Origin of the sequence: Sphingomonas sp. Y38-1Y, assembly GCF_032391395.1 — a bacterium.
Lineage (GTDB): Bacteria > Pseudomonadota > Alphaproteobacteria > Sphingomonadales > Sphingomonadaceae > Sphingomonas.
On the sequence record NZ_CP135916.1, the window covers coordinates 341,647 to 360,647 of the forward strand.

The window sequence follows — 19,001 nt, forward strand, 5'->3', positions numbered from 1 at the left end:
CGGAAATGGTAAGCGCCGCGTGAAGACGATCGGTCGCCGATGTGACGATATCAAGCGAAACGGCCTTGATGCTGCGGCGAGACGGGTCTTTATTGCGCCCATTCTCCCGTCATCCCGAAAGGCATCCATGACTCGTCGCCTTGCGTTTGCCGCGCTCCTGCTCGCTTCGTCCGCCGCCGCGCTCGCGCAGCAGGGCAATTCCATGCCCCAGCCGCTGCCGTTCGAGGAGACGATCCCCGCCCCGCGCGACGTCGACTATCCGGGCGTCATCCGCCTGGACGTCGACGCGACCGACGTCGATCGCGCGATCTGGCGCGTGAAGGAGACGATCCCCGTCGCACAGGCAGGCCGCATGACGCTGTTGATGCCCGCCTGGCTGCCCGGCAACCACGCGCCGCGCGGCCAGATCGAGAAGCTGGCCGGCCTCACGATCCGCGCGGGCAATCGCGTGCTGCCGTGGAAGCGCGATCCCGTCGACGTCTATGCCTTCCACATCGACGTGCCGGAGGGGGTCCGTTCGGTCGAGGCGAGCTTCCAGTTCCTGTCGGCGACCAAGCCCGACCAGGGCCGCATCATGGTCGCGCCCAACATGCTCAACCTGCAATGGGAAGCGGTCAGCCTCTATCCCGCTGGCTATTACACGCGCCGCATCCCGATCCAGGCGAACGTGAAGTATCCGGCGGGCTGGACCGCGGCGTCGGGGCTGCCCTCGACGCGCACCGGCGCGACCTATGCCTATCAGCAGACGAGCTACGAGACGCTGCAGGACTCGCCCGTGTTCGCCGGCCGTTATTACCGCGAGTTCAAGCTCAGCGACCGCGTCGACCTCAACGTCTTCGCCGACAAGCCCGAAGAGCTTGAGGCGACGCCCGAGCAGGTCGCCGCGCACCAGCGCCTCGTCGAACAGGCGGTGAAGCTGTTCGGCGCGCAGCATTACGACCGCTACGAGTTCCTGTTCGCGATCACCGACCAGATGGGCGGCATCGGCCTGGAGCATCATCGCAGCTCGGAAAACGGCGTTCCCTCGGGCTATTTCACCAAGTGGAACGACGGCCCGGGCCGCCGCAATCTGCTGCCGCACGAATTCACGCACAGCTGGGATGGCAAGTTCCGCCGCGGCGCCGACCTGTGGACGCCCGATTTCCGCACGCCGATGCGCAATTCGATGCTGTGGGTGTATGAGGGGCAGACGCAGTTCTGGGGCTATGTGCTCCAGGCGCGCTCGGGCCTCGTCTCCAAGCAGGACACGCTCGACATGATGGCGGCGATCTGGGCCAGCCTCGACAACCGGCCCGGCCGCGACTGGCGTCCGATGATCGACACGACCAACGACCCGATCATCTCGGCCCGCCGACCGAAGGGCTGGGTCAGCTATCAGCGCAGCGAGGATTATTACAACGAAGGGCTGCTGATCTGGCTGGAGGCCGATTCAAAGCTGCGCGAGCTGTCGGGCGGCGCCAAGTCGATGGACGATTTCGCCCGCGCCTTCTTCGGCATGCGCGATGGCGATTGGGGCGTGCTGACCTACAACCTGGACGACGTGGTAAAGACGATGGAGGGCATCCAGCCCTACGACTGGCGCACCTTCCTCAACGAGCGCGTCTATCAGGTGAACAAGCGCGCACCGGTCGCCGGGTTCGAGAAGAACGGCTACCGCATCGTCTATACCGAGGAGCAGTCGCCCTATCTCAAGAGCACCGAGAAGGAGGGCAATGCCGACTTCTTCTATTCGCTGGGGCTTAGCATCGGCAAGGAAGGCGCGGTCAGCGCCGTCCGCTGGGACGGGCCGGCGTTCGAGAAGAACATCGACATCAACACGACGATCGTCTCGGTCAATGGACAGGCGTACAAGCCCGACGTCCTGCGTACCGCGATCACCGCCAACAAGGGCGGCCAGGCGCCGATCAAGCTCCTCCTCAAGCATGACGACACGTACCGCGAGGCGGTGATCGATTATCGCGGCGGCAACCGCTATCCGCGCGCCGAGAAGATTGGGACGGGCGACGGCGGGCTCGATCGGTTGCTCAGCGCCAAGTAAAAGAAGGACACTGGTGCGGCGCAACATTGACGCGCCGCACCAAAGGCCTATGCGCATCGCCCAGCATTCTTCAGGGAGTTTTGGACCATGCGCATCGACAAGGTGCCCGTCGGCAAGTCGCCGCCCGACGATCTCAACGTCATCATCGAAGTCCCGACCGGCGGTGAGCCCGTCAAGTACGAGTTCGACAAGGCGTCGGGCGCGCTGTTCGTCGATCGCATCCTGCACACGCCGATGCGCTATCCGGCGAACTACGGCTTCGTGCCGCATACGCTGAGCCCCGATGGCGACCCGCTCGACGCGCTGGTCGTGGCGCGCAGCCCGTTCATCCCCGGTTGCGTCGTGCGCGCGCGCCCGATCGCGGTCCTCAACCTGGAGGACGAGGCCGGCGGCGACGAGAAGCTGGTCTGCGTCCCCGTCGACTCGACCTTCCCCTACTACACCAAGGTCGACGGCAAGGAGGATCTGCCCGAGATCGTCTTCGAGCAGATCGAGCACTTCTTCACCCACTACAAGGACCTGGAGAAGAAGAAGTGGGTGCGCATCGGCACCTGGGGCGATCGCGACGAGGCGCGCCGCGTGACGATGGAGGCGATCGAGCGCTACAACGCCGAGAAGGCGAAGGGCGAAGAGCCGATGAACCACGACGTTCCCGGCCGCGAGGACTGATCGCGTGAGCGGCGCCGGCGAGCTCAAGGCCCGCGCGGCGCTGCTCGGCCTGTTCGACACGCCGGCACTGCATGCGCAGGTGACGGAGCCTGCGGAAACCTGCGCCGCGCTCGCCGCCGCGGTGCGCGAGCGGCGCGCGGCGCATGCCGGCCTCGATCGATCCAATGTCGGCGGCTGGCACTCGGCGACCGACATGCTCGACTGGGGCGGCGAGGCGGCGGCACGCGTCGCCGACCTCGCGATCCGGCTCGCCAGGCGCCTCTCCCACTTCGACGGCCGCGATCCGGCCGAGATCGAGTGGAGCCTGCGCATGTGGGCGAACGTCTCGCCGCCCGGCGCGCTCAACATGAGCCACGCCCATCCCGGCGTGCTGTGGGCCGCGGTCTTCTATGTCGACATGGGCGATGCCGGAGAGGCTGGCGGCGGCGAACTCTATCTGGAGGACCCGCGCTTCCCGCTACCGCAGGCGCGGATGGCAGGCTTCCGCATGATCGGCAGCGACGGCCAGCCGCAATCGCCCGACAAGCGCATCGTCACCAAGGCCGGCGACCTCATCGTCTTCCCCGCCTGGCTCCGCCACGGCGTCCGCCCGCACGGCGGCACGCGCGAGCGCATCTCGATCGCGATGAACCTGGACGCCAAGTAGTGGCACCGTTCCCACCCCGTTCGTGCTGAGTAGCGGCCGAGCGAAGTCGAGGTCGCGTATCGAAGCACCTGTCCTTCGATACGCCATTTCGACGAGCTCAATGGCTACTCAGGACGAACGGGGTTGGGGTAATTCCGTCCGTGCCGAGCTATTCCAAGCTCAGCACGTACGGTCGGAAAGGGCCGAGTTACTCCGGCTTGCGCCCGAACGCCGCGAACAGCGCGGCGCCAGCGGCCGCCGCAATCCCCAGCGCCGCAAGCGGCTGGCGGCGCGCGAAGTCGATCGCGGGCTCCAGCGTTTCCTCGATCGCCGCCTGGAAGTGGCCGATCGACTTCTGCGTCCGACCCTCGGCGGCATCCGCGGCGCCTTCGGCCTCGATCGACCGGTCCTCGACTGCCGATCCCAGCGTCTGCTTGGCCTTGCCGCCGATCTCGCGGATGGTCCCTTCGACGATATTCTCGTTCATGTCCGTCCTCCGATATTCGAAGGCCATGACGCGTTGCGGCCAGGAAAGTTGCCTTCAGCCCCGGACCAGCCGCGGATAGGCCGCCTTCAATGCCGCAACCTTGGGCGCGTCCCAACGGACGATGTACGGATGGCGCGGGTTGCGGCGTGCGAAATCCTGATGCTGCGCCTCCGCCGGGTAGAACTTGCCGCTCTCGATCCGCGTCACGATCGGCTTGCCATAGAGATTGGCCTTGCCGAGCTGCGCCAGATAGCGCTGAGCGACCGCCGCCTGCTGCTTGGACTGCGGGAAGATCGCCGATCGATAGCTGGGGCCGCTGTCCGGACCCTGCCGGTTGAGCTGCGTCGGATCGTGCGCAACCGAGAAATAGAGCTGGAGCAGCCGGCCATAGCTGACGACGCTCGGGTCATAGACGATGCGGATCGCCTCGGCATGGCGCGTCCGCTCGGTCGACACGGCGCCGTAATTGGCGGTGCCCGCGTCGCCGCCGGCATAGCCGCTGGTCACGTCGACGACGCCCTTCACCTGCTCGAACACCGCTTCCATGCCCCAGAAGCAGCCACCCGCCAGCACCGCGACGGCGCGGCCCTTGGCCGCCGGTACATCGACAGCGGGCGCCGGGACCGGCACCGCTTTCTCCGCATGACCCGGTGCCGCCATCAGCGCCGCACCCGCAACCGCGGCCGCACCCAGGCCGATCGCCAACATCCGCTTCATCTCGACTCTCCTGTCCGTCACGCCAAGATGGTGCGTCGGACCGGAAACGAAAAGCGTCCATTCGCGACCGTGGATGCAACGCGGCTGTCGCCAAGTGCGTTTAGGTGGCGGGGCCAGTGATTGCGTTTCGGGGACCGTTGACCGTGACCATCTTCCATCCACTGCTCGTCGAGGCGGTGCGCGACGCACGGCCGCTCGACGACAATGAACTCAACCTCTTTGCAGAGGCGATCCGGGACCAGGTGCGGCCAAAGGACGCCCCGGCCGAACCGCCGCTGTTCAAATGGGCGCGGCGGGCGGTCGAGGGGTCGCGGGTCAGCTGAGCGACGCGGTCTGCGTCACCGGCGGATACATCGGCTTGTCGTCGGGCTGGCTCGCCTGAAAGCCGACCAGCGCCACCGCGCCGAGCGCGAAGCCGGAAAGGAAGTGCCGGAGGAAGCCGGCGCGGATCTTGTTCGTCATCTCAGTCCCTTTGGCCGGGGGCGGCGTCCGCCCGTGAACCCACTGAGTCGCGGTTCCCCGCACTCACCGGCCCGTTTGTAATGAGTCGGGTTGAACGGACGGTGGACCGCCCGTTCATCTTTCAGTCTGGTTTGCGGCAGCCGTTCAGCGGCAGGCGGCCAGCGCCTCGCCCATCCGCTCGCACGCCTTGCGCAGCAGCTCGTCGCTGGTGGCATAGCTGATGCGCAGCGCCGGCGAGAGGCCGAAGGCGGCGCCATGCACCGCCGCCACCCGCGCCTCGTCGAGCAGATAGCCGACGATCTTCTCGTCGCTGTCCAGCAGCTCGCCCTTCGGCGTCGTCCGCCCGATCACGCCCGACAGGTCGGGATAGACGTAGAAGGCGCCCTCCGGCGTCGGACAGGTGACGCCCGGCATCGCATTGAGCATCCCGACGACCAGGTCGCGGCGCTTCTGGAACGCCGCCGCGCGCTCGGCCAGGAAGTCCTGCGGACCATTGAGCGCCGCCACCGCCGCCGCCTGCGCGATCGAGCACGGGTTCGACGTCGACTGCGACTGGAGCTTGGCCATCGCCTTGATGAGCCAGGGAGCCCCGGCGGCGAAGCCGATGCGCCAGCCAGTCATCGAATAGGCCTTGGAACAGCCGTTCACCGTCAGCGTGCGCTCGAACAGCGTCGGACACACCTCAGCGATGGTCGCGAACTCGAACCCGTCATAGGTGATATGCTCGTACATATCGTCCGCCATGATCCAGACGTGCGGATGCCGGTCGAGCACCTGACCGATCGCGCGAAGCTCGTCCGCGGTATAGGCGGCGCCCGTGGGGTTCGACGGCGAGTTGAGGATCAGCCACTTGGTCTTCTGCGTGATCGCCGCCTCGATCTGGTCGGGCGTCACCTTGTAGTTCTGGTCCGACCCCGCCGCGACGAACACCGGCGTGCCGCCCGCGAACTGGACGATGTCGGGATAGCTCACCCAATAGGGCGCCGGCACGATCACCTCGTCGCCCGGGTCGATCGTCGCGACCAGCGCGTTGAACAGCGTGTGCTTGCCGCCGACGTTCACGGTGATCTGGTTGGCCTCGTACGTCAGGCCGTTGTCGCGCGCGAACTTGGCGGCGATCGCCTGCTTGAGCTCGGCCGTGCCGTCGACATTGGTGTATTTGGTCTTGCCGTCGCGGATCGCCTGGATCGCGGCTTCCTTGACGAAGTCGGGCGTGTCGAAATCGGGCTCGCCCGCGCCCAGGCCGATCACGTCGACGCCCTTGGCCTTCAGCTCCAGCGTGCGCGTCGTCATCGCGAGCGTGGCGGAGGGCTGGATGCGGCCGAGCGCAGTCGAGGGCGTCATGGATCAGGGCTTTCGACAAGTCGCGCGCCCGTTGCGCGCGGCGCGCCTATAGTCCCGCGCGGTGCGGCGCCGCAACAATAACCGCCGAAACCAGTCCGCGAAGCGCGTTACCGATCAACAGGCGGTCACTGAGATCGTCGGCGCGCAGATCGGCCTCGATCGCGCGTCCGCTCGCCAGCAGCTCGGCGCGCAGCACCCCCGGCAGCAGTCCGCGCGCGGCGGGCGGCGTCAGCAGCGCGCCGTCACGCTCGACGAACAGGTTGGTGAAGCTGCCCTCGGTCAGGAACCCATCAGGATCGACGAACACGACTTCGTCCGTCCCGCCCGCCCGCCGCGCCGCGTCGTAAAAGCGCCGGTCGCTGGTCTTGTGGCGAAGGCGGAAGTTGCTCGTCGCCACCGGAAGCGGCACGACCGCCACCCGCAGCGGCTCGGCGAACGGCGGCGGCAGCGGCGCGGTCTCGATCGCCAACGCGCCGGTCGGCGACAAGAGCAGCCGCACCCGCGCGCCCTCGCGCAGGCGAAAGGTCGCGGCCTGAAGCTCGTTGCGCGCGGCATGGCGATCGAAGGGGAAGCCGAACGTCGCCGCGCTCGCGCGCATCCGCTCGAGATGCCGCTCGAGCAGCAGCACGCCCTCGTGCGGGTCGAAGCGCATCGTCTCAATGAGGTCGAACGCGCGCGCGCCGCGAGTCAGGAACGCGCCCTTGGCCAGGCACTCGGCCCATTCGTCGGGGGCGTTCGAATCGGCTACGATCCCCGAGCCCAGCCCCAATTCCGCGCGATCCGCGCCCGTCGGCAGCGTCAGCGTGCGGATCGCGACGTTGAAGGCGGCATCGCCGCCGGGCGACAGAGTTCCGATCGCGCCGGTGTAGAGCCCGCGCCCGCGCCCCTCGATCTCGGCGATCGCCTGCATCGCGCGCAGCTTCGGCGCGCCGGTGATCGACCCGCAGGGGAACAGTGCCGCCAGGACGTCGACGGCATCGCGGCCGGGCGAGAGCGCGGCTTCCACCGTCGATGTCATTTGGTGGACCGTGGGATAGCGCTCGACCTCGAACAAAGCCGGCACGCGCACGCTGCCCGCTACCGCGACGCGCGACAGGTCGTTGCGCATCAGATCGACGATCATGAGATTCTCGGCGCGCTGCTTGGGGTCGGCGGCGAGCGCGGTTGCCGCGGCATCGTCGGCCTGCGCGTCTGCCTCGCGCGGCGCGGTGCCCTTCATCGGCCGCGCGGTCAAACGGCCGCCGGTCAGCGTGAAGAACAGCTCCGGCGACAGCGACAGGTGCGTCGCCTCGCCCGTCGCGACCACCCCGCCCCAGCCCGCCCCCGACGCCGCGCGCAGCCGCGCATAGGCGGCGAGCGGATCGCCGACGATCCGCACCGTCGCCGGAAAGGTCAGGTTCGCCTGATAGATGTCACCCGCCCGGATCAGCGCGAGGACCGCGTCCAGCCGCGCGGCATAGGTCGCGAAGTCGATGGCCGGCTCCGCCTCGCCGATCCACGCCGCCCGCGGATCGGGCAGATCCGCCGGATCGAACGCCTCGACCCGCTCGAACAGTCCGAACCACGCCAGCGGATCGGACGGCGAAACGGGGGCCCGCGCCTCGAACGCCGCGCCCGCGCCATAGGCGAGGAACCCCGCCGCATGCAGTCCCTCGGCCAGCCCCGCGCGCACGCCGTCCAGCACGCCCGCCACCTCGCCGACCGTGCGCGCGATCAGGACGCTGCGCGGGTCGCGGAACAGCCGCGCCCCCGCGCCGCCTTCGCGCGCGTCGTCGAGCAGGACGAAAGGTGCGGTGAGCGCCATCGCGTCAGCACTGCCGCGCGAGTCGCGGCGCGGCAAGCCTCGTTGTCCGGACGCTTCCGAGCGCCTATGCCGCCAGGATGACCCAGCCCCCGCTTCGCGCCACGATCATTCCCGTCACGCCGCTCCAGCAGAACTGCACCCTGTTCTGGTGCACCGCGACGATGAAGGCGGCAGTGGTCGATCCCGGCGGCGACCTGGCGCGGATCGAGAGCGCGATCGAGCAGGCCGGGGTGACGGTCGAGAAGATCCTGCTCACCCACGGCCATATCGATCATTGCGGCGAGGCCAAGCCGCTGGCCGACAAGCTCGGCGTTCCGATCGAGGGGCCGCACGAGGCCGACCGCTTCTGGATCGCGCGGCTGGACGAGGATGGTCGCAATTACGGCATCCGCGGCGTGGTGTTCGAACCCGATCGCTGGCTGGTCGAGGGCGAGAGCGTCACCGTCGGCGACCTGACGCTATCGGTCTGGCATTGCCCGGGCCACACGCCCGGCCATGTCGTCTTCCACCACGCAGCCTCCAAGCTCGCGATCGTCGGCGACGTGCTGTTCAAGGGATCGATCGGCCGCACCGACTTCCCGCTCGGCGATCACGATGCGCTTATCGACGCGATCGTCACCAAGCTGTGGCCGATGGGCGACGACACGCTGTTCCTGCCCGGTCACGGCGAGCCCAGCCGCTTCGGCGAGGAGCGGCGCAGCAACCCGTTCGTGGCTGACCGGGTGCTCGCGCGGGGCTGAACGCCCGTCCTCAACCGTTCGTCCTGAGCTTGTCGAAGGACGTGTCACGAGCGCATCGCTTGCCGCACGTCCTTCGACAGGCTCAGGACGAACGGATAGGTGCCGCTATCGCCCCTGCGGAAGCCATCCCAGGTCGAGCCGCCGATAACGGTCGACATAGTTGGTCGCCGCCGTCAGCGCGCGTTCGTCGCGGATCGTCACGCGCTGGCCCTCGCGCGCGATCAGGCCCTCTTCCTCCAGCTGGCGAAGCATCCGGTTGACGTGGACCGCCGTCAGCCCGGTGGCATCGCCGACCTCCTCCTGCGTCAGGCTGAGCGCGAAGCTGTCCTCGATCGACTTGTCGGCGGCGCGCAACCGGCTGCGCCAGTCGAGCAGCAGCGCCCCCACCCGCGCCTTGGCCGATGTGCGGCCCAATGCCGCCAGCCGATCGGTCAGCGACACGCGCTCGATCTGCGCATAGGCCAGGATCATCGACGCGAGCCGCGGATGCGTCTCGATCAGTAATGCCAGTGCGCTGCGATCGAACGGACAGACGACGCTTTCGGCCACCGCACAGATCGTCTCCGGCGCCTCGGGATAGACGAGCCCCGACATCCCCAGCATGTCGCCCGGAAAGTGGAAGCGCAGGATCTGCCGGCTGCCATCGTCCAGCAGCACATAGGTCATCATCAGCCCGGTGCGCAGGATGAACAGCTCGCCCGTCTGGTCGTTGCTGCGGCGAAGGATGCCTCCGCGCTTGATCGTACGCGTGCGATCCTCCAGCCGGTCGAGCGTTTCGCGCTCCCCCGGGGTCAAGTGAATATGCTCGCTAAGGATATCGGCGAAACAACTGCCGGGCACGCTTTAGTCCCCCCCGTTTGTTCCGCTTGAAAGCAGTGGGTGGGGAGCGGCGCATTAAAGTCGATCAAATCGGCCCAAAAGCCTGTATTTTGGCGGATGCCTGCGCTGGCGAGCGACCCCGTTGCGGGCGGGCGCCCGCGATCCTAGAAGCGCGCGATGGACCATATCCTCATTCGCGGCGGCAATCGCCTCGTCGGCCGCATCCCCGTCTCGGGCGCGAAGAACGCCGCGCTGACGCTGATGCCCTGCGCGCTGCTCACCGACGAGCCGCTGACGCTCCGCAACCTGCCGCGCCTGGCCGATGTCGACGGCTTCGGCCACCTGCTCAACGAGCTCGGCGTGTCGACGATGGTCGAGGGCGCGCATCCCGGCGACTTCGGACGCGTCATGACGATGCGCGCGCAGCGGCTGACGAGCACCACCGCGCCCTATGACATCGTGCGCAAGATGCGCGCGTCGATCCTGGTGCTCGGCCCACTGGTCGCGCGCGCGGGCGAGGCGACGGTGTCGCTTCCCGGCGGCTGCGCGATCGGTAACCGGCCGATCGACCTCCACCTCAAGGCGCTGGAAGCGCTCGGCGCGGAGATCGAACTCGCGGCCGGATACGTGAAGGCGGTCGCGCCCGGCGGACGGCTGCCCGGCGGCCGCTATTCCTTCCCCATCGTGTCGGTGGGCGCGACCGAGAATGCGGTGATGGCGGCGGTACTGGCGAAGGGCACCTCGGTGCTCGACAATGCCGCGCGCGAGCCCGAGATCGTCGACCTGTGCAACTGCCTGCTGGCGATGGGTGCGCACATCACCGGTATCGGCACCGAGACGCTGACGATCGAGGGGGTCGATCGCCTGCACGGCGCGACCTATCGCGTGATGCCCGACCGGATCGAGGCAGGCAGCTATGCCTGTGCGGCGGCGATCACCGGCGGCGACCTGGAATTGGTCGGCGCGGAGGCGGGCGACATGCGCGCGACGCTCGGCGCGCTGATCGAGGCGGGCGTGACCGTCGAGGAAAAGCGCGACGCCATCCGGATCGCCGCGCCGAACGGCTTGGGGCCGCTGACGCTGTCGACCGCGCCCTATCCGGGCTTCGCTACCGACATGCAGGCGCAGTTCATGGCGATGCTGACCCAGGCGAACGGGTCGAGCGTGCTGACCGAGACGATCTTCGAGAACCGCTACATGCACGTGCCGGAGCTCGCCCGCATGGGTGCCGACATCCAGGTGCACGGACGCTCGGCGGTGGTGCGCGGCGTCACCGCGCTGGCGGGCGCACAGGTGATGGCGACCGACCTTCGTGCGTCGATGAGCCTCATCATCGCCGGCCTCGCCGCCAGCGGCGAGACCACCGTCAACCGCATCTATCACCTCGACCGCGGCTACGAGCGGCTGGAGGAGAAGCTTCAGGCGGTCGGCGCGGATATCGAGCGCGTCGGCGGCTGAGCGGGCTCGACCGCGCGCAAGCCGATCAGCGGGCGTAGCCAGCGGATGCGCGATCCCACCAGATAAAAGATCGCGCACGTTGCCGCGGTGGCGCCCAGCAGGATCGCGAACTCGATCCAGGGATCGAGGCCGAGCGGCAGCGTCTCCCACGCGAAGAACACGATCGCCGCGTGGTGGATCAGGTAGAAGGGGAACACCGCCTCCCCCAGCGTCCGCCGCCAGCGATGGTCGCGGTTCCAGAAGCGCTCCGCCAGGCGGAACAGGACGAGCGTCATCGTCCAGCCCATCGCGACGTCCGCGCCGCGCAGCGCCGCCATCGCCCAGTGTGGCGGAACCGCGTCGCCCTGCCACGTCATCTCGGCCGCCACGATGATCGCGCCGCTCAGCGCCGACGCGAGCGCGGCGAGCTTCCAGTGCCGCTCGATCGCATCCCACAGCCGCGGCTGCGCGGCGAGCGTGAAGCCGAACAGGAACATCGGATAATAGACGACATGGCCCGGCCAGTCGGTGAACAGGCCCTGCTTCTCCGGGATCACGAACAGCATGCCGAGCCGGAAGAAGCCCATCAGCAGGATCGGCGCCCACAACAGGCGCAGCTCCTCGCCCAGCCATGTCGCCACACGAACGCCCGGCAAGCGACCCAGCCGCGACAGCGCGATCGTCACCATCGTGTACGCCCACAGATAGACGACGAACCACAGATGCTCCCAGCTCGGGAACTCGCGGCCATAGAATTGGCCGATCCGCCAGTAATCGCGCGTCCAGAACGTCCAATAGCCGTGCGGATAGCCGCGCGTGGCGACCTGGATGTACATCTCGATCGGCACCAGCACGACCATGCCGAAGGCGAGCGGGACGAGCAGGCGCAGGTTGCGCGATCGCGCAAACGCGGTGTCGCTAACCGATCGGACGAACAGCATCCGGCTGGCATAGCCCGACACCGCGAACAGCAGCGACAGGCGCCACGGCGTCAAGAGCGCCATCGGCGGGATCAGTTCGGGATAGCTGCGCTGGGTGTCGATCACCCAGTGCCACGGCGCGAACACCATACCGATATGGTAGAGGATCAGGAGCGCGAACGCCGCGATGCGCAGCCAGTCGAGGCCGTAATGCCGGCCCGCACGGACGTTCGAACCTGTCGCCATTTGCACGCGTGCGATCCCGACCTCGCCCGGCGCCTTTCGCGCGGGCATGGCACCGGCTATATCGGCCCCGCGTAACCGAAAGCTTAGCGAGACAATCAATGTCGATCCGACCGTGGCGCGATATCCATCGCCGCCAGAGCCGCCAGATCATGGTGGGCTCCGTCCCCGTCGGCGGCGATGCGCCCGTGACGGTGCAGACGATGACCAACACGCCGACCAGCGACGCGGGCGCGACGATCTCGCAAATTCGCCGCTGCGAGGAAGCGGGCGCCGACATCATCAGGGTCAGCTGCCCCGACGTCGAATCGACCGCGGCGCTCGGCAAGATTGTCCGCGCGTCGCGCGTGCCGCTCGTCGCCGACATCCACTTCCACTACAAGCGCGCGCTGGAGGCGGCGGATGCGGGCGCGGCGTGCCTGCGCATCAATCCCGGCAATATCGGCTCGTCCGAACGCGTCGCCGAGGTGGTCCGTGCCGCCAAGGCCAATGGCTGCGCGATCCGCATCGGCGTCAACGCCGGTAGCCTGGAGCGCGACCTGCTCGAGAAGTACGGCGAACCCTGTCCCGAGGCGCTGGTCGAAAGCGCGCTCGACCATATCAAGCTGCTCCAGGACCATGATTTCCACGAGTACAAGGTCGCGGTGAAGGCGTCGGACGTGTTCCTCGCCGTCGCCGCTTATCAGGGGCTGGCGGAGGCCACCGACTGCCCGCTCCATCTCGGCATCACCGAGGCGGGCGGACTGATCGGCGGCACGGTCAAGTCGTCGATCGGTATCGGCAGCCTGCTCTGGTTCGGCATCGGCGACACGATCCGCGTCAGCCTCTCGGCCGAGCCCGAGGAGGAAGTGCGCGTCGGCTTCGAGATCCTGAAGGCGCTCGGCATCCGCAACCGCGGTGTCCGCGTCGTCTCCTGCCCGTCCTGCGCGCGCCAGGGCTTCGACGTGATCCGCACTGTCCAGACGCTGGAGGAACGCCTCCAGCACATCCGCACGCCGATGAGCCTTTCGGTGCTCGGCTGCGTCGTCAACGGCCCGGGCGAGGCGCGGGAGACCGACATCGGACTGACCGGCGGCGGCGCGGGCAAGCACATGGTCTATCTTTCGGGCGTCACCGACCACACGGTCGAGGATGCCGACATGATCGACCACATCGTCCGCCTGGTCGAAGCCAAGGCGGCGGAGCTTGAAGCGAACGAAGCAGCGACGAAGGTGGCTGCCGAGTAAGGTCCTGTGGTACGGCTCGGGTCCTGGAGACGCGACCATGACCTATCATGCCAAGGTGATTGCAGGCGGTAAGATCGTCATCCCGGCCGAGCTTCGCCGTGAGCTTGGCATCAAGGATGGCGATCGACTAGTCATCGAACGCGATGAGACAGGCGCGATCACGGTCAAGACGTACGAGCAGGTTGTCCGCGAAGTTCAAACGCTGTTTCGGCCGCTCGTCGACGCCGGCGACAGTGTCGACAAGTTCCTGACGGAGCGCCGCGCGAACTGGGGCGAGGAATGAGTGTCGTCCTGGACGCTTCGGCGATCCTTGCCGTGCTCCTCGACGAGCCTGGAAGGGAGCGTGTGCTGCCTGTGATGACCGGCGCCTTCGTTTCGTCGGTCAATCTCGGCGAGGTTCTGTCGCGAGCTGTCGATCAGGGATTTGATGTCGATCAGACCGCCAGCGGATTAGCGCGCCTGGAAATGCAGATCATGCCCTTCGCACATGCCGACGCGATCGAGGCCGCGCGTCTCCGGCTGACGACCAAGCGAGTCGGTGCGTCGCTGGGTGACCGGGCCTGTCTTGCACTCGCTCAGCGCCTCCGCCTCCCCGTTCTTACCGCGGATCGCGCATGGTCATCGCTCGGCCTGGCCGTCGAGATCGTGCAGATCCGTTGAACCGCGCGGTCTCGCCAGCGCTCGCCTTTGCCGCCGCGGTCGCCGGGATCGCGGTGTTCTCGGGCATGGATGCGATCATGAAGGGGCTGGTGCTGGGCATCGGCGCCTATACCGCGCTGTTCTGGCGCAACGTCGTCGGCGTGGTGCTGAGCGGCGTACCCTATTTCGCACGCCCTCGCCCGCCGCTCAGCCGAGCGGGGATCAGGCTCCATCTCGCCCGCGGCGTCATCACCACGGTCATGTCGTGGCTGTTCTTCTGGGGCCTAGCGCGCGTGCCGATGGCGCAGGCGATCGCGCTCAGCCACATCGCCCCGCTCCTCTCGCTGTTCCTCGCCGCATGGCTGCTGGGGGAGACGATCGGGCGGCGGACGATCCTTGCCTCGCTCATCGCCTTTGCCGGCGTGCTCGTGATCCTGGCGGGTCAGGCGAATGCGGAGATGGGGCCGGACGCGTTTCGCGGCGCGGTCGCGGTGCTCGCCTCGGCGCTCTGCTATGCGGTCAACATCATCCTGATGCGCCGCCAGTCGCAGCTCACCGGCCCGGGCGAGATCGCCTTCTTCCAGTCGCTGATCGTCGCGGCGGTCTATGCGATCGGTGCGCCGTGGCTGGCCGACTGGCCGGAGGGACGCTGGGTCGAGATCGTCGGCGCGGCGTGCCTGGCGGTCGTGTCGCTGGCGCTGCTCGGCTGGGCCTATGCCCATGCGCCCGCAAGCGTGCTGGCACCGAGCGAATATACCGCCTTCATCTGGGCCTCGATCCTCGGTTTCATCGTGTTCGGCGAGTCGCTGTCGGTGTGGACGCTGGCGGGCGCGGTGCTCATCATCGGCGGCTGTCTGTGGGCGGTGACTGGCCGCCGCGCCGTGCCGATGGCAGAGGCGGCGCTGCCATGACGCTGATCCGCCCTGCCCGCCCCAAAGACGCCGCCCTCATCCACCGCTTCGTCAGCGAACTCGCCGCGTTCGAGCGCGAGCCCGATGCGGTCGAGGCGACACCCGAAAGCTTCGCCGCCGCCCTGTTCGCCGATCCGCCCGCGGCGGAGGCGGTGATCGCCGAACGGGGCGGCGAGCCGGTCGGCTTCGCGCTCTGGTTCCACAATTTCTCGACATGGAAGGGCCAGCGCGGTCTCTATTTGGAGGACCTCTACGTCACCCCCGCCGCTCGCGGGCATGGGGTCGGCCGCGCGCTGCTGATCCATCTCGCGCAGATCGCCGTCCAGCGGGGCTGCGCGCGGTTCGAATGGTCGGTGCTCGACTGGAACCAGCCGGCGATCGATTTCTACCGCTCGATGGGCGCGGTCGGCATGGACGAGTGGACGATCCAGCGCGTCGAGGGCGAAGCGCTCACCGCGCTCGCATCAAAGTAGCGCAAGCGCGCTCAGTTCACCGATCATCCGCGGCGGCATCGATGCGATCGCCGCGCCGGCTTCGCCCAGATCGAGCGGCGCGTCGGCCACCTCCAGATACCGCCAGCCCTGATGCGCGCGTCGGGGCCGCGCCTGGACGAGGATCAGCGCAGGATCGATGTGGATCGCGATGCGGCCATTGTCGGCCTCGCCGAAGCCCAGGATCGGCGACCGCGCGACCAGCGCGTGCTTGTGGATCCAGAACAGCGATCCCTGCCCCGCAATCTCCTCGTGCCGCTTGGGGAGGTAGCGGGTCGTGACGATCGGCGCGGCGCGCCCGGCGAACCACTGGCGGATATCGTCGAGGCTGTCGGCGCCGTAGGCGACCTTGGTGATGTGGACGGGCATTGCCTCGCCGATGTGGTCGGCAAGGGTGCTGCGATCAACCCACTAGGCCGCTGACCGTCGCCAGGCCGAGAAAGGCGAGGAACCCCATCGAATCGGTCACCATCGTCACGAACACCGACGATGCGACCGCCGGGTCCTGGCCGAAGCGTTCGAGCGTCACCGGCACCAGCACGCCGGCCAGGCCCGCGATCAGGATATTGGTCAGCATCGCCGCGGCGATCACCACGGGCAACGTCGATCCGCCAAGATCGGGGAGCGCCGATCCGGCGACGGCGATGGCGATCCCCACCGCCGCGGCGACGCTCAGGCCGTTGAGCAAGGCGATCAGGATCTCGCGACGGATCGCGCGGATCGTGTTCGACTGGGTAAGCTGATTGGTGGCGAGCGCGCGGACGGTGACCGCCAGCGTCTGCGTCCCCGCATTGCCGCCGACGCCCGCGACGATCGGCATCAGCGCGGCGAGCACGGCCATCTGGGCGATCGTCCCCTCGAACAGATAGACGATCGTCGCCGGGATCGATGCGGTGGCAAGGTTGGCGATCAGCCAGCGCACGCGCGCCTTGTAGCTGTCGCGCACCGGCTCGTTGATGTCGCCTTCGCCCGCGCCCGACAGCAGCAGCGCGTCCTCGCCGGCTTCCTGGCTGATGATGTGGACGATGTCGTCGACCGTCACCATGCCGACCAGCCGCCCGCTGCCGTCGACCACCGCGGCCGAGATCAGCGCGTATTTCTGGAAGCGGAGTGCGACTTCTTCCTGGTCCATGTCGACGGGGATCAGCGTCTGCTCGCGCTTCATCACGTCGGTGATCGCGACGACGCGCGGCGTGCGCAGGATCCACGACAGCTCGCACGTGCCGACCGGCCGGTGCGAGGGGTCGACGACGAAGATTTCCCAGAAATCGGTCGTCAGCTGGTCGTCGGCGCGCAGATAGTCGAGCACGTCGCCGACCGTCCAATGCTCGGGCACCGCGATCAGCTCGCGCTGCATCAGGCGGCCGGCGGACTCCTCGGGATAGGAGAGCGCTTCCTCGATCGCGGCGCGGTCGTCGGGGTCGAGCGCGCGAAGCACCTCGCGCTGGTCCTCGACATCGAGGTCCTCGATGATCGCGACGGCGTCGTCGGTATCGAGTTCGGCGGCGATGTCGGCGATCTGGCGCGGCTCGAGCGCGTCGACCAGCTCGTCGCGCACCCAGTCGTTCATCTCGGCGAGCACGTCGCCGTCGATGCGGTCGGCGATCGCCGAGGCGAGCGCAGCGCGCTGCTCGGCCGGCGTCAGCTCGATCAGGTCGGCGATGTCGGCGGGATGAAGCGGGTCGACGCGCGCGCGCGCTTCCTCGAAGTCGCCGGCCTCGACCGCGTCGAGCACCGCGCGGACGAAGTCCGGCCGCAGCCGGTCATCCTCGTCAAAGTCGGTTTCGGTCTCGATCTCGGTCCGGGCGGGTTCGGGCTCGCGCAGCTCGGTCTCGCTGGTCATGCACGCCTCCCGACCCTTGAGGGATGAAGCGGCGGGCTTATGCCGCAGCGCACAGAACCGCAATGGCCGCCCGTTCGTTGCCTCCCCGCCCTGCCGCCGCTAGTGGCGCGCCGACAACAAGGAGATTCTTCGATGGCCGACACGCCCCAAACCCTCGTCATGACGCTGGAAGGCGGCGACGTGACCATCCGCCTGCGTCCCGACCTTGCGCCAGCGCATGTCGAGCGCATCGCCACGCTGGCGAACGACGGCTTCTATGACGGCGTCGTGTTCCATCGCGTGATCGACGGCTTCATGGCGCAGGGCGGCGATCCGACCGGCACCGGCACCAGCGGTTCGGACCTGCCCGACCTTCCCGCCGAGTTCAGCCGCGAGCCGCATGTGCGCGGCGTCTGCTCGATGGCGCGGACGATGAACCCCAACTCGGCCAACAGCCAGTTCTTCATCTGCTTCGACGACGCCACCTTCCTCGACGGCCAGTACACCGTCTGGGGCGAGGTCATCGAGGGCATGGAGCATGTCGACGCGCTGCCCAAGGGCGAGCCGCCGCGCAATCCGGGCAAGATCCTGAAGGCCCGCACCGCCTGATCGACCGCGAAGGTGGGCGTCCCTGGGCGCCCGCCTTCGTCCTACCGTCCGGCAGGCTCCGGGTTGAGTACCGTGAGCACCCAATCGTGGAAGATCCGCACCGGGCGCGTCTGAAGCGCGCGCGGGCGGCACACGAACCAATAGCTATAGTCGCTGTCGACGGGATCGAAGAGGCGGACGAGACGATCGTCGCGCGCGCCCTCGAAATGCATTTCCAGCATGAACGCGACGCCCAGGCCCTGCGCCGCCGCCTCGAGCATCAGCGGGCCCGAGTCGAAATAGTCGGTCGTCCGCGGCTCGAGCTCGGGCATGCCGACCGCGCGCCGCCACTCGATGAAGGTCTCGGGCATGTCGCGGTGGACGAGCGCGGTCAGCCCCCGCATCTGCTCGGGCCGCAGGATCGGCGCGTCGCCCTCCAGCAACTCGTGCGAGCCGATCACGAACACGCGGTTGCGATCCAGCCGCCGCGCATAGAGCGCCGGATCGACCTCACGCGCCAGCACGATCGCCGCATCCAGCGAGTCGCCGAGACGCGCCTGCCGATTGGGCTGGGTATCGACGTCGAGGTGGAGTTCGGGATGCGCGGTCTTCAGCTCGCCCAGCCGCGGCATCAGCCGCTTCGAGGCGTAGAGCGGCAGCAGCCCGAGTCGCAGCCGCAGCAACTCGCCCCCGCTCGTCATCTCGTCCACCGCGTCGCTCATCGCGTCGAGCGCGGGCGCGATCTGCGTCAGCAGCCGCTCGCCATCGGCATTGAGGACGATCGCCTGGTGTCGGCGATCGAACAGGGGCTTGCCCATAAAACGCTCCAGCGCCTGTACGCGCCGGCTGAGCGCGGGCGACGACAAAGCGAGCTCTTCCGCCGCGGCCTTGATCGAGCCGAGGCGGGCAACTTGGACAAAGGCCTCGATGGCCGAAAGGGGCGGCAGCCGACGCATGTGCGAATTGCATTTTGCACTGCATCATCGCGCTTGGAAACCGTTTCCGTCACACGCTGGCAC

General features: G+C 68.1%; 22 protein-coding genes. 12 read left to right on the forward strand and 10 right to left on the reverse strand.

The window, feature by feature from the left end; genetic code table 11:
• Positions 1 to 127 precede the first annotated feature (127 nt).
• The 3 genes from RS883_RS01550 to RS883_RS01560 all read left to right on the forward strand — a co-directional run bounded on the left by RS883_RS01550 (position 128) and on the right by RS883_RS01560 (position 3,353).
• Complete coding sequence (locus RS883_RS01550) at positions 128 to 2,038, forward strand: peptidase M61 (protein ID WP_315761979.1); 1,911 nt, start codon at positions 128 to 130, stop codon at positions 2,036 to 2,038.
• An 87-nt stretch (positions 2,039 to 2,125) separates the two neighbouring features.
• Entirely contained in the window at positions 2,126 to 2,707 is a 582-nt protein-coding gene (ppa, locus tag RS883_RS01555; RefSeq protein WP_315761980.1) for an inorganic diphosphatase, read from the forward strand.
• 4 nt (positions 2,708 to 2,711) lie between these two features.
• Positions 2,712 to 3,353, forward strand: a complete 642-nt coding sequence (locus RS883_RS01560; protein WP_315761982.1) for a TIGR02466 family protein — start codon at positions 2,712 to 2,714, stop codon at positions 3,351 to 3,353.
• Positions 3,354 to 3,540: 187 nt separating this feature from the next.
• On the opposite strand, the gene RS883_RS01565 is transcribed toward RS883_RS01560, so the two are convergent.
• Positions 3,541 to 3,819 carry a CsbD family protein gene (locus RS883_RS01565; RefSeq protein WP_315761984.1) on the reverse strand — a complete coding sequence of 93 codons (279 nt, stop codon included), beginning with the start codon at positions 3,817 to 3,819 and terminating at the stop codon, positions 3,541 to 3,543.
• A gap of 54 nt (positions 3,820 to 3,873) precedes the next feature.
• Positions 3,874 to 4,527, reverse strand: coding sequence for a peptide-methionine (S)-S-oxide reductase MsrA (gene msrA, locus RS883_RS01570; protein WP_315764920.1), 654 nt, complete (start codon positions 4,525 to 4,527; stop codon positions 3,874 to 3,876).
• 146 nt (positions 4,528 to 4,673) lie between these two features.
• Here msrA and RS883_RS01575 point away from each other — a divergent pair, with 146 nt between their 5' ends.
• A complete protein-coding gene (locus tag RS883_RS01575; protein WP_315761987.1) occupies positions 4,674 to 4,859 on the forward strand; it encodes a hypothetical protein in 186 nt (61 codons plus the stop codon).
• On the opposite strand, the gene RS883_RS01580 is transcribed toward RS883_RS01575, so the two are convergent.
• The 3 genes from RS883_RS01580 to pabB form a co-directional block, all read right to left on the reverse strand.
• Positions 4,852 to 4,998: a hypothetical protein gene (locus RS883_RS01580; RefSeq protein ID WP_315761988.1), complete on the reverse strand. Its 147-nt coding sequence runs from the start codon at positions 4,996 to 4,998 to the stop codon at positions 4,852 to 4,854. The two genes, RS883_RS01575 and RS883_RS01580, sit on opposite strands and share 8 nt — an antisense overlap.
• 144 nt (positions 4,999 to 5,142) lie before the next feature.
• The gene (locus RS883_RS01585) at positions 5,143 to 6,342 is read right to left on the reverse strand and encodes a pyridoxal phosphate-dependent aminotransferase (RefSeq protein WP_315761990.1); all 1,200 of its coding nucleotides are present in this window, start codon (positions 6,340 to 6,342) and stop codon (positions 5,143 to 5,145) included.
• A 46-nt stretch (positions 6,343 to 6,388) separates the two neighbouring features.
• Complete coding sequence (gene pabB / locus RS883_RS01590) at positions 6,389 to 8,146, reverse strand: aminodeoxychorismate synthase component I (protein WP_315761992.1); 1,758 nt, start codon at positions 8,144 to 8,146, stop codon at positions 6,389 to 6,391.
• Between the two features lie 77 nt (positions 8,147 to 8,223).
• On the opposite strand from pabB, the gene RS883_RS01595 reads away from it, so the two are divergent.
• Positions 8,224 to 8,886, forward strand: a complete 663-nt coding sequence (locus tag RS883_RS01595) for an MBL fold metallo-hydrolase (RefSeq protein ID WP_315761994.1) — start codon at positions 8,224 to 8,226, stop codon at positions 8,884 to 8,886.
• Between the two features lie 105 nt (positions 8,887 to 8,991).
• Here the strand turns inward: RS883_RS01595 and RS883_RS01600 are convergent, their stop codons facing one another.
• Complete coding sequence (locus RS883_RS01600; RefSeq protein WP_315761997.1) at positions 8,992 to 9,681, reverse strand: Crp/Fnr family transcriptional regulator; 690 nt, start codon at positions 9,679 to 9,681, stop codon at positions 8,992 to 8,994.
• 201 nt (positions 9,682 to 9,882) lie between these two features.
• Between RS883_RS01600 and murA the strand changes: the two genes are divergently transcribed.
• Positions 9,883 to 11,163: a UDP-N-acetylglucosamine 1-carboxyvinyltransferase gene (gene murA / locus RS883_RS01605; RefSeq protein ID WP_315761999.1), complete on the forward strand. Its 1,281-nt coding sequence runs from the start codon at positions 9,883 to 9,885 to the stop codon at positions 11,161 to 11,163.
• Here the strand turns inward: murA and RS883_RS01610 are convergent.
• Positions 11,124 to 12,356, reverse strand: coding sequence for an acyltransferase family protein (locus tag RS883_RS01610; RefSeq protein WP_315762001.1), 1,233 nt, complete (start codon positions 12,354 to 12,356; stop codon positions 11,124 to 11,126). The genes murA and RS883_RS01610 overlap by 40 nt on opposite strands.
• Positions 12,357 to 12,406: 50 nt before the next feature.
• Between RS883_RS01610 and ispG the strand changes: the two genes are divergently transcribed.
• The 5 genes from ispG to RS883_RS01635 are packed head-to-tail and all read left to right on the forward strand — an operon-like array spanning position 12,407 to position 15,554.
• The gene (gene ispG / locus RS883_RS01615) at positions 12,407 to 13,531 is read left to right on the forward strand and encodes a flavodoxin-dependent (E)-4-hydroxy-3-methylbut-2-enyl-diphosphate synthase (protein ID WP_315762003.1); all 1,125 of its coding nucleotides are present in this window, start codon (positions 12,407 to 12,409) and stop codon (positions 13,529 to 13,531) included.
• A 37-nt stretch (positions 13,532 to 13,568) separates the two neighbouring features.
• On the forward strand, positions 13,569 to 13,814 hold the full coding sequence (locus RS883_RS01620) for an AbrB/MazE/SpoVT family DNA-binding domain-containing protein (protein WP_315762005.1): 246 nt from the start codon (positions 13,569 to 13,571) through the stop codon (positions 13,812 to 13,814).
• Positions 13,811 to 14,191, forward strand: coding sequence for a type II toxin-antitoxin system VapC family toxin (locus tag RS883_RS01625; protein ID WP_315762007.1), 381 nt, complete (start codon positions 13,811 to 13,813; stop codon positions 14,189 to 14,191). Before RS883_RS01620 ends, RS883_RS01625 begins: the two co-directional genes overlap by 4 nt.
• Positions 14,188 to 15,081 carry a DMT family transporter gene (locus RS883_RS01630; RefSeq protein WP_315762009.1) on the forward strand — a complete coding sequence of 298 codons (894 nt, stop codon included), beginning with the start codon at positions 14,188 to 14,190 and terminating at the stop codon, positions 15,079 to 15,081. The genes RS883_RS01625 and RS883_RS01630 overlap by 4 nt, the downstream gene beginning before the upstream one ends.
• Positions 15,078 to 15,554, forward strand: coding sequence for a GNAT family N-acetyltransferase (locus RS883_RS01635; RefSeq protein WP_315762011.1), 477 nt, complete (start codon positions 15,078 to 15,080; stop codon positions 15,552 to 15,554). Before RS883_RS01630 ends, RS883_RS01635 begins: the two co-directional genes overlap by 4 nt.
• Here RS883_RS01635 and RS883_RS01640 read toward each other — a convergent pair.
• Positions 15,546 to 15,941 (reverse strand): DUF1489 domain-containing protein, encoded by a 396-nt coding sequence (locus tag RS883_RS01640; RefSeq protein WP_315762013.1) that lies wholly within the window; start codon positions 15,939 to 15,941, stop codon positions 15,546 to 15,548. The two genes, RS883_RS01635 and RS883_RS01640, sit on opposite strands and share 9 nt — an antisense overlap.
• Before the next feature lie 34 nt (positions 15,942 to 15,975).
• The gene (gene mgtE, locus RS883_RS01645) at positions 15,976 to 17,415 is read right to left on the reverse strand and encodes a magnesium transporter (RefSeq protein WP_315762015.1); all 1,440 of its coding nucleotides are present in this window, start codon (positions 17,413 to 17,415) and stop codon (positions 15,976 to 15,978) included.
• 132 nt (positions 17,416 to 17,547) lie between these two features.
• On the opposite strand from mgtE, the gene RS883_RS01650 reads away from it, so the two are divergent.
• The gene (locus RS883_RS01650) at positions 17,548 to 18,003 is read left to right on the forward strand and encodes a peptidylprolyl isomerase (RefSeq protein ID WP_315762017.1); all 456 of its coding nucleotides are present in this window, start codon (positions 17,548 to 17,550) and stop codon (positions 18,001 to 18,003) included.
• Between the two features lie 41 nt (positions 18,004 to 18,044).
• Here the strand turns inward: RS883_RS01650 and RS883_RS01655 are convergent, their stop codons facing one another.
• The gene (locus tag RS883_RS01655; protein WP_315762019.1) at positions 18,045 to 18,938 is read right to left on the reverse strand and encodes a LysR substrate-binding domain-containing protein; all 894 of its coding nucleotides are present in this window, start codon (positions 18,936 to 18,938) and stop codon (positions 18,045 to 18,047) included.
• Positions 18,939 to 19,001: the final 63 nt, after the last annotated feature.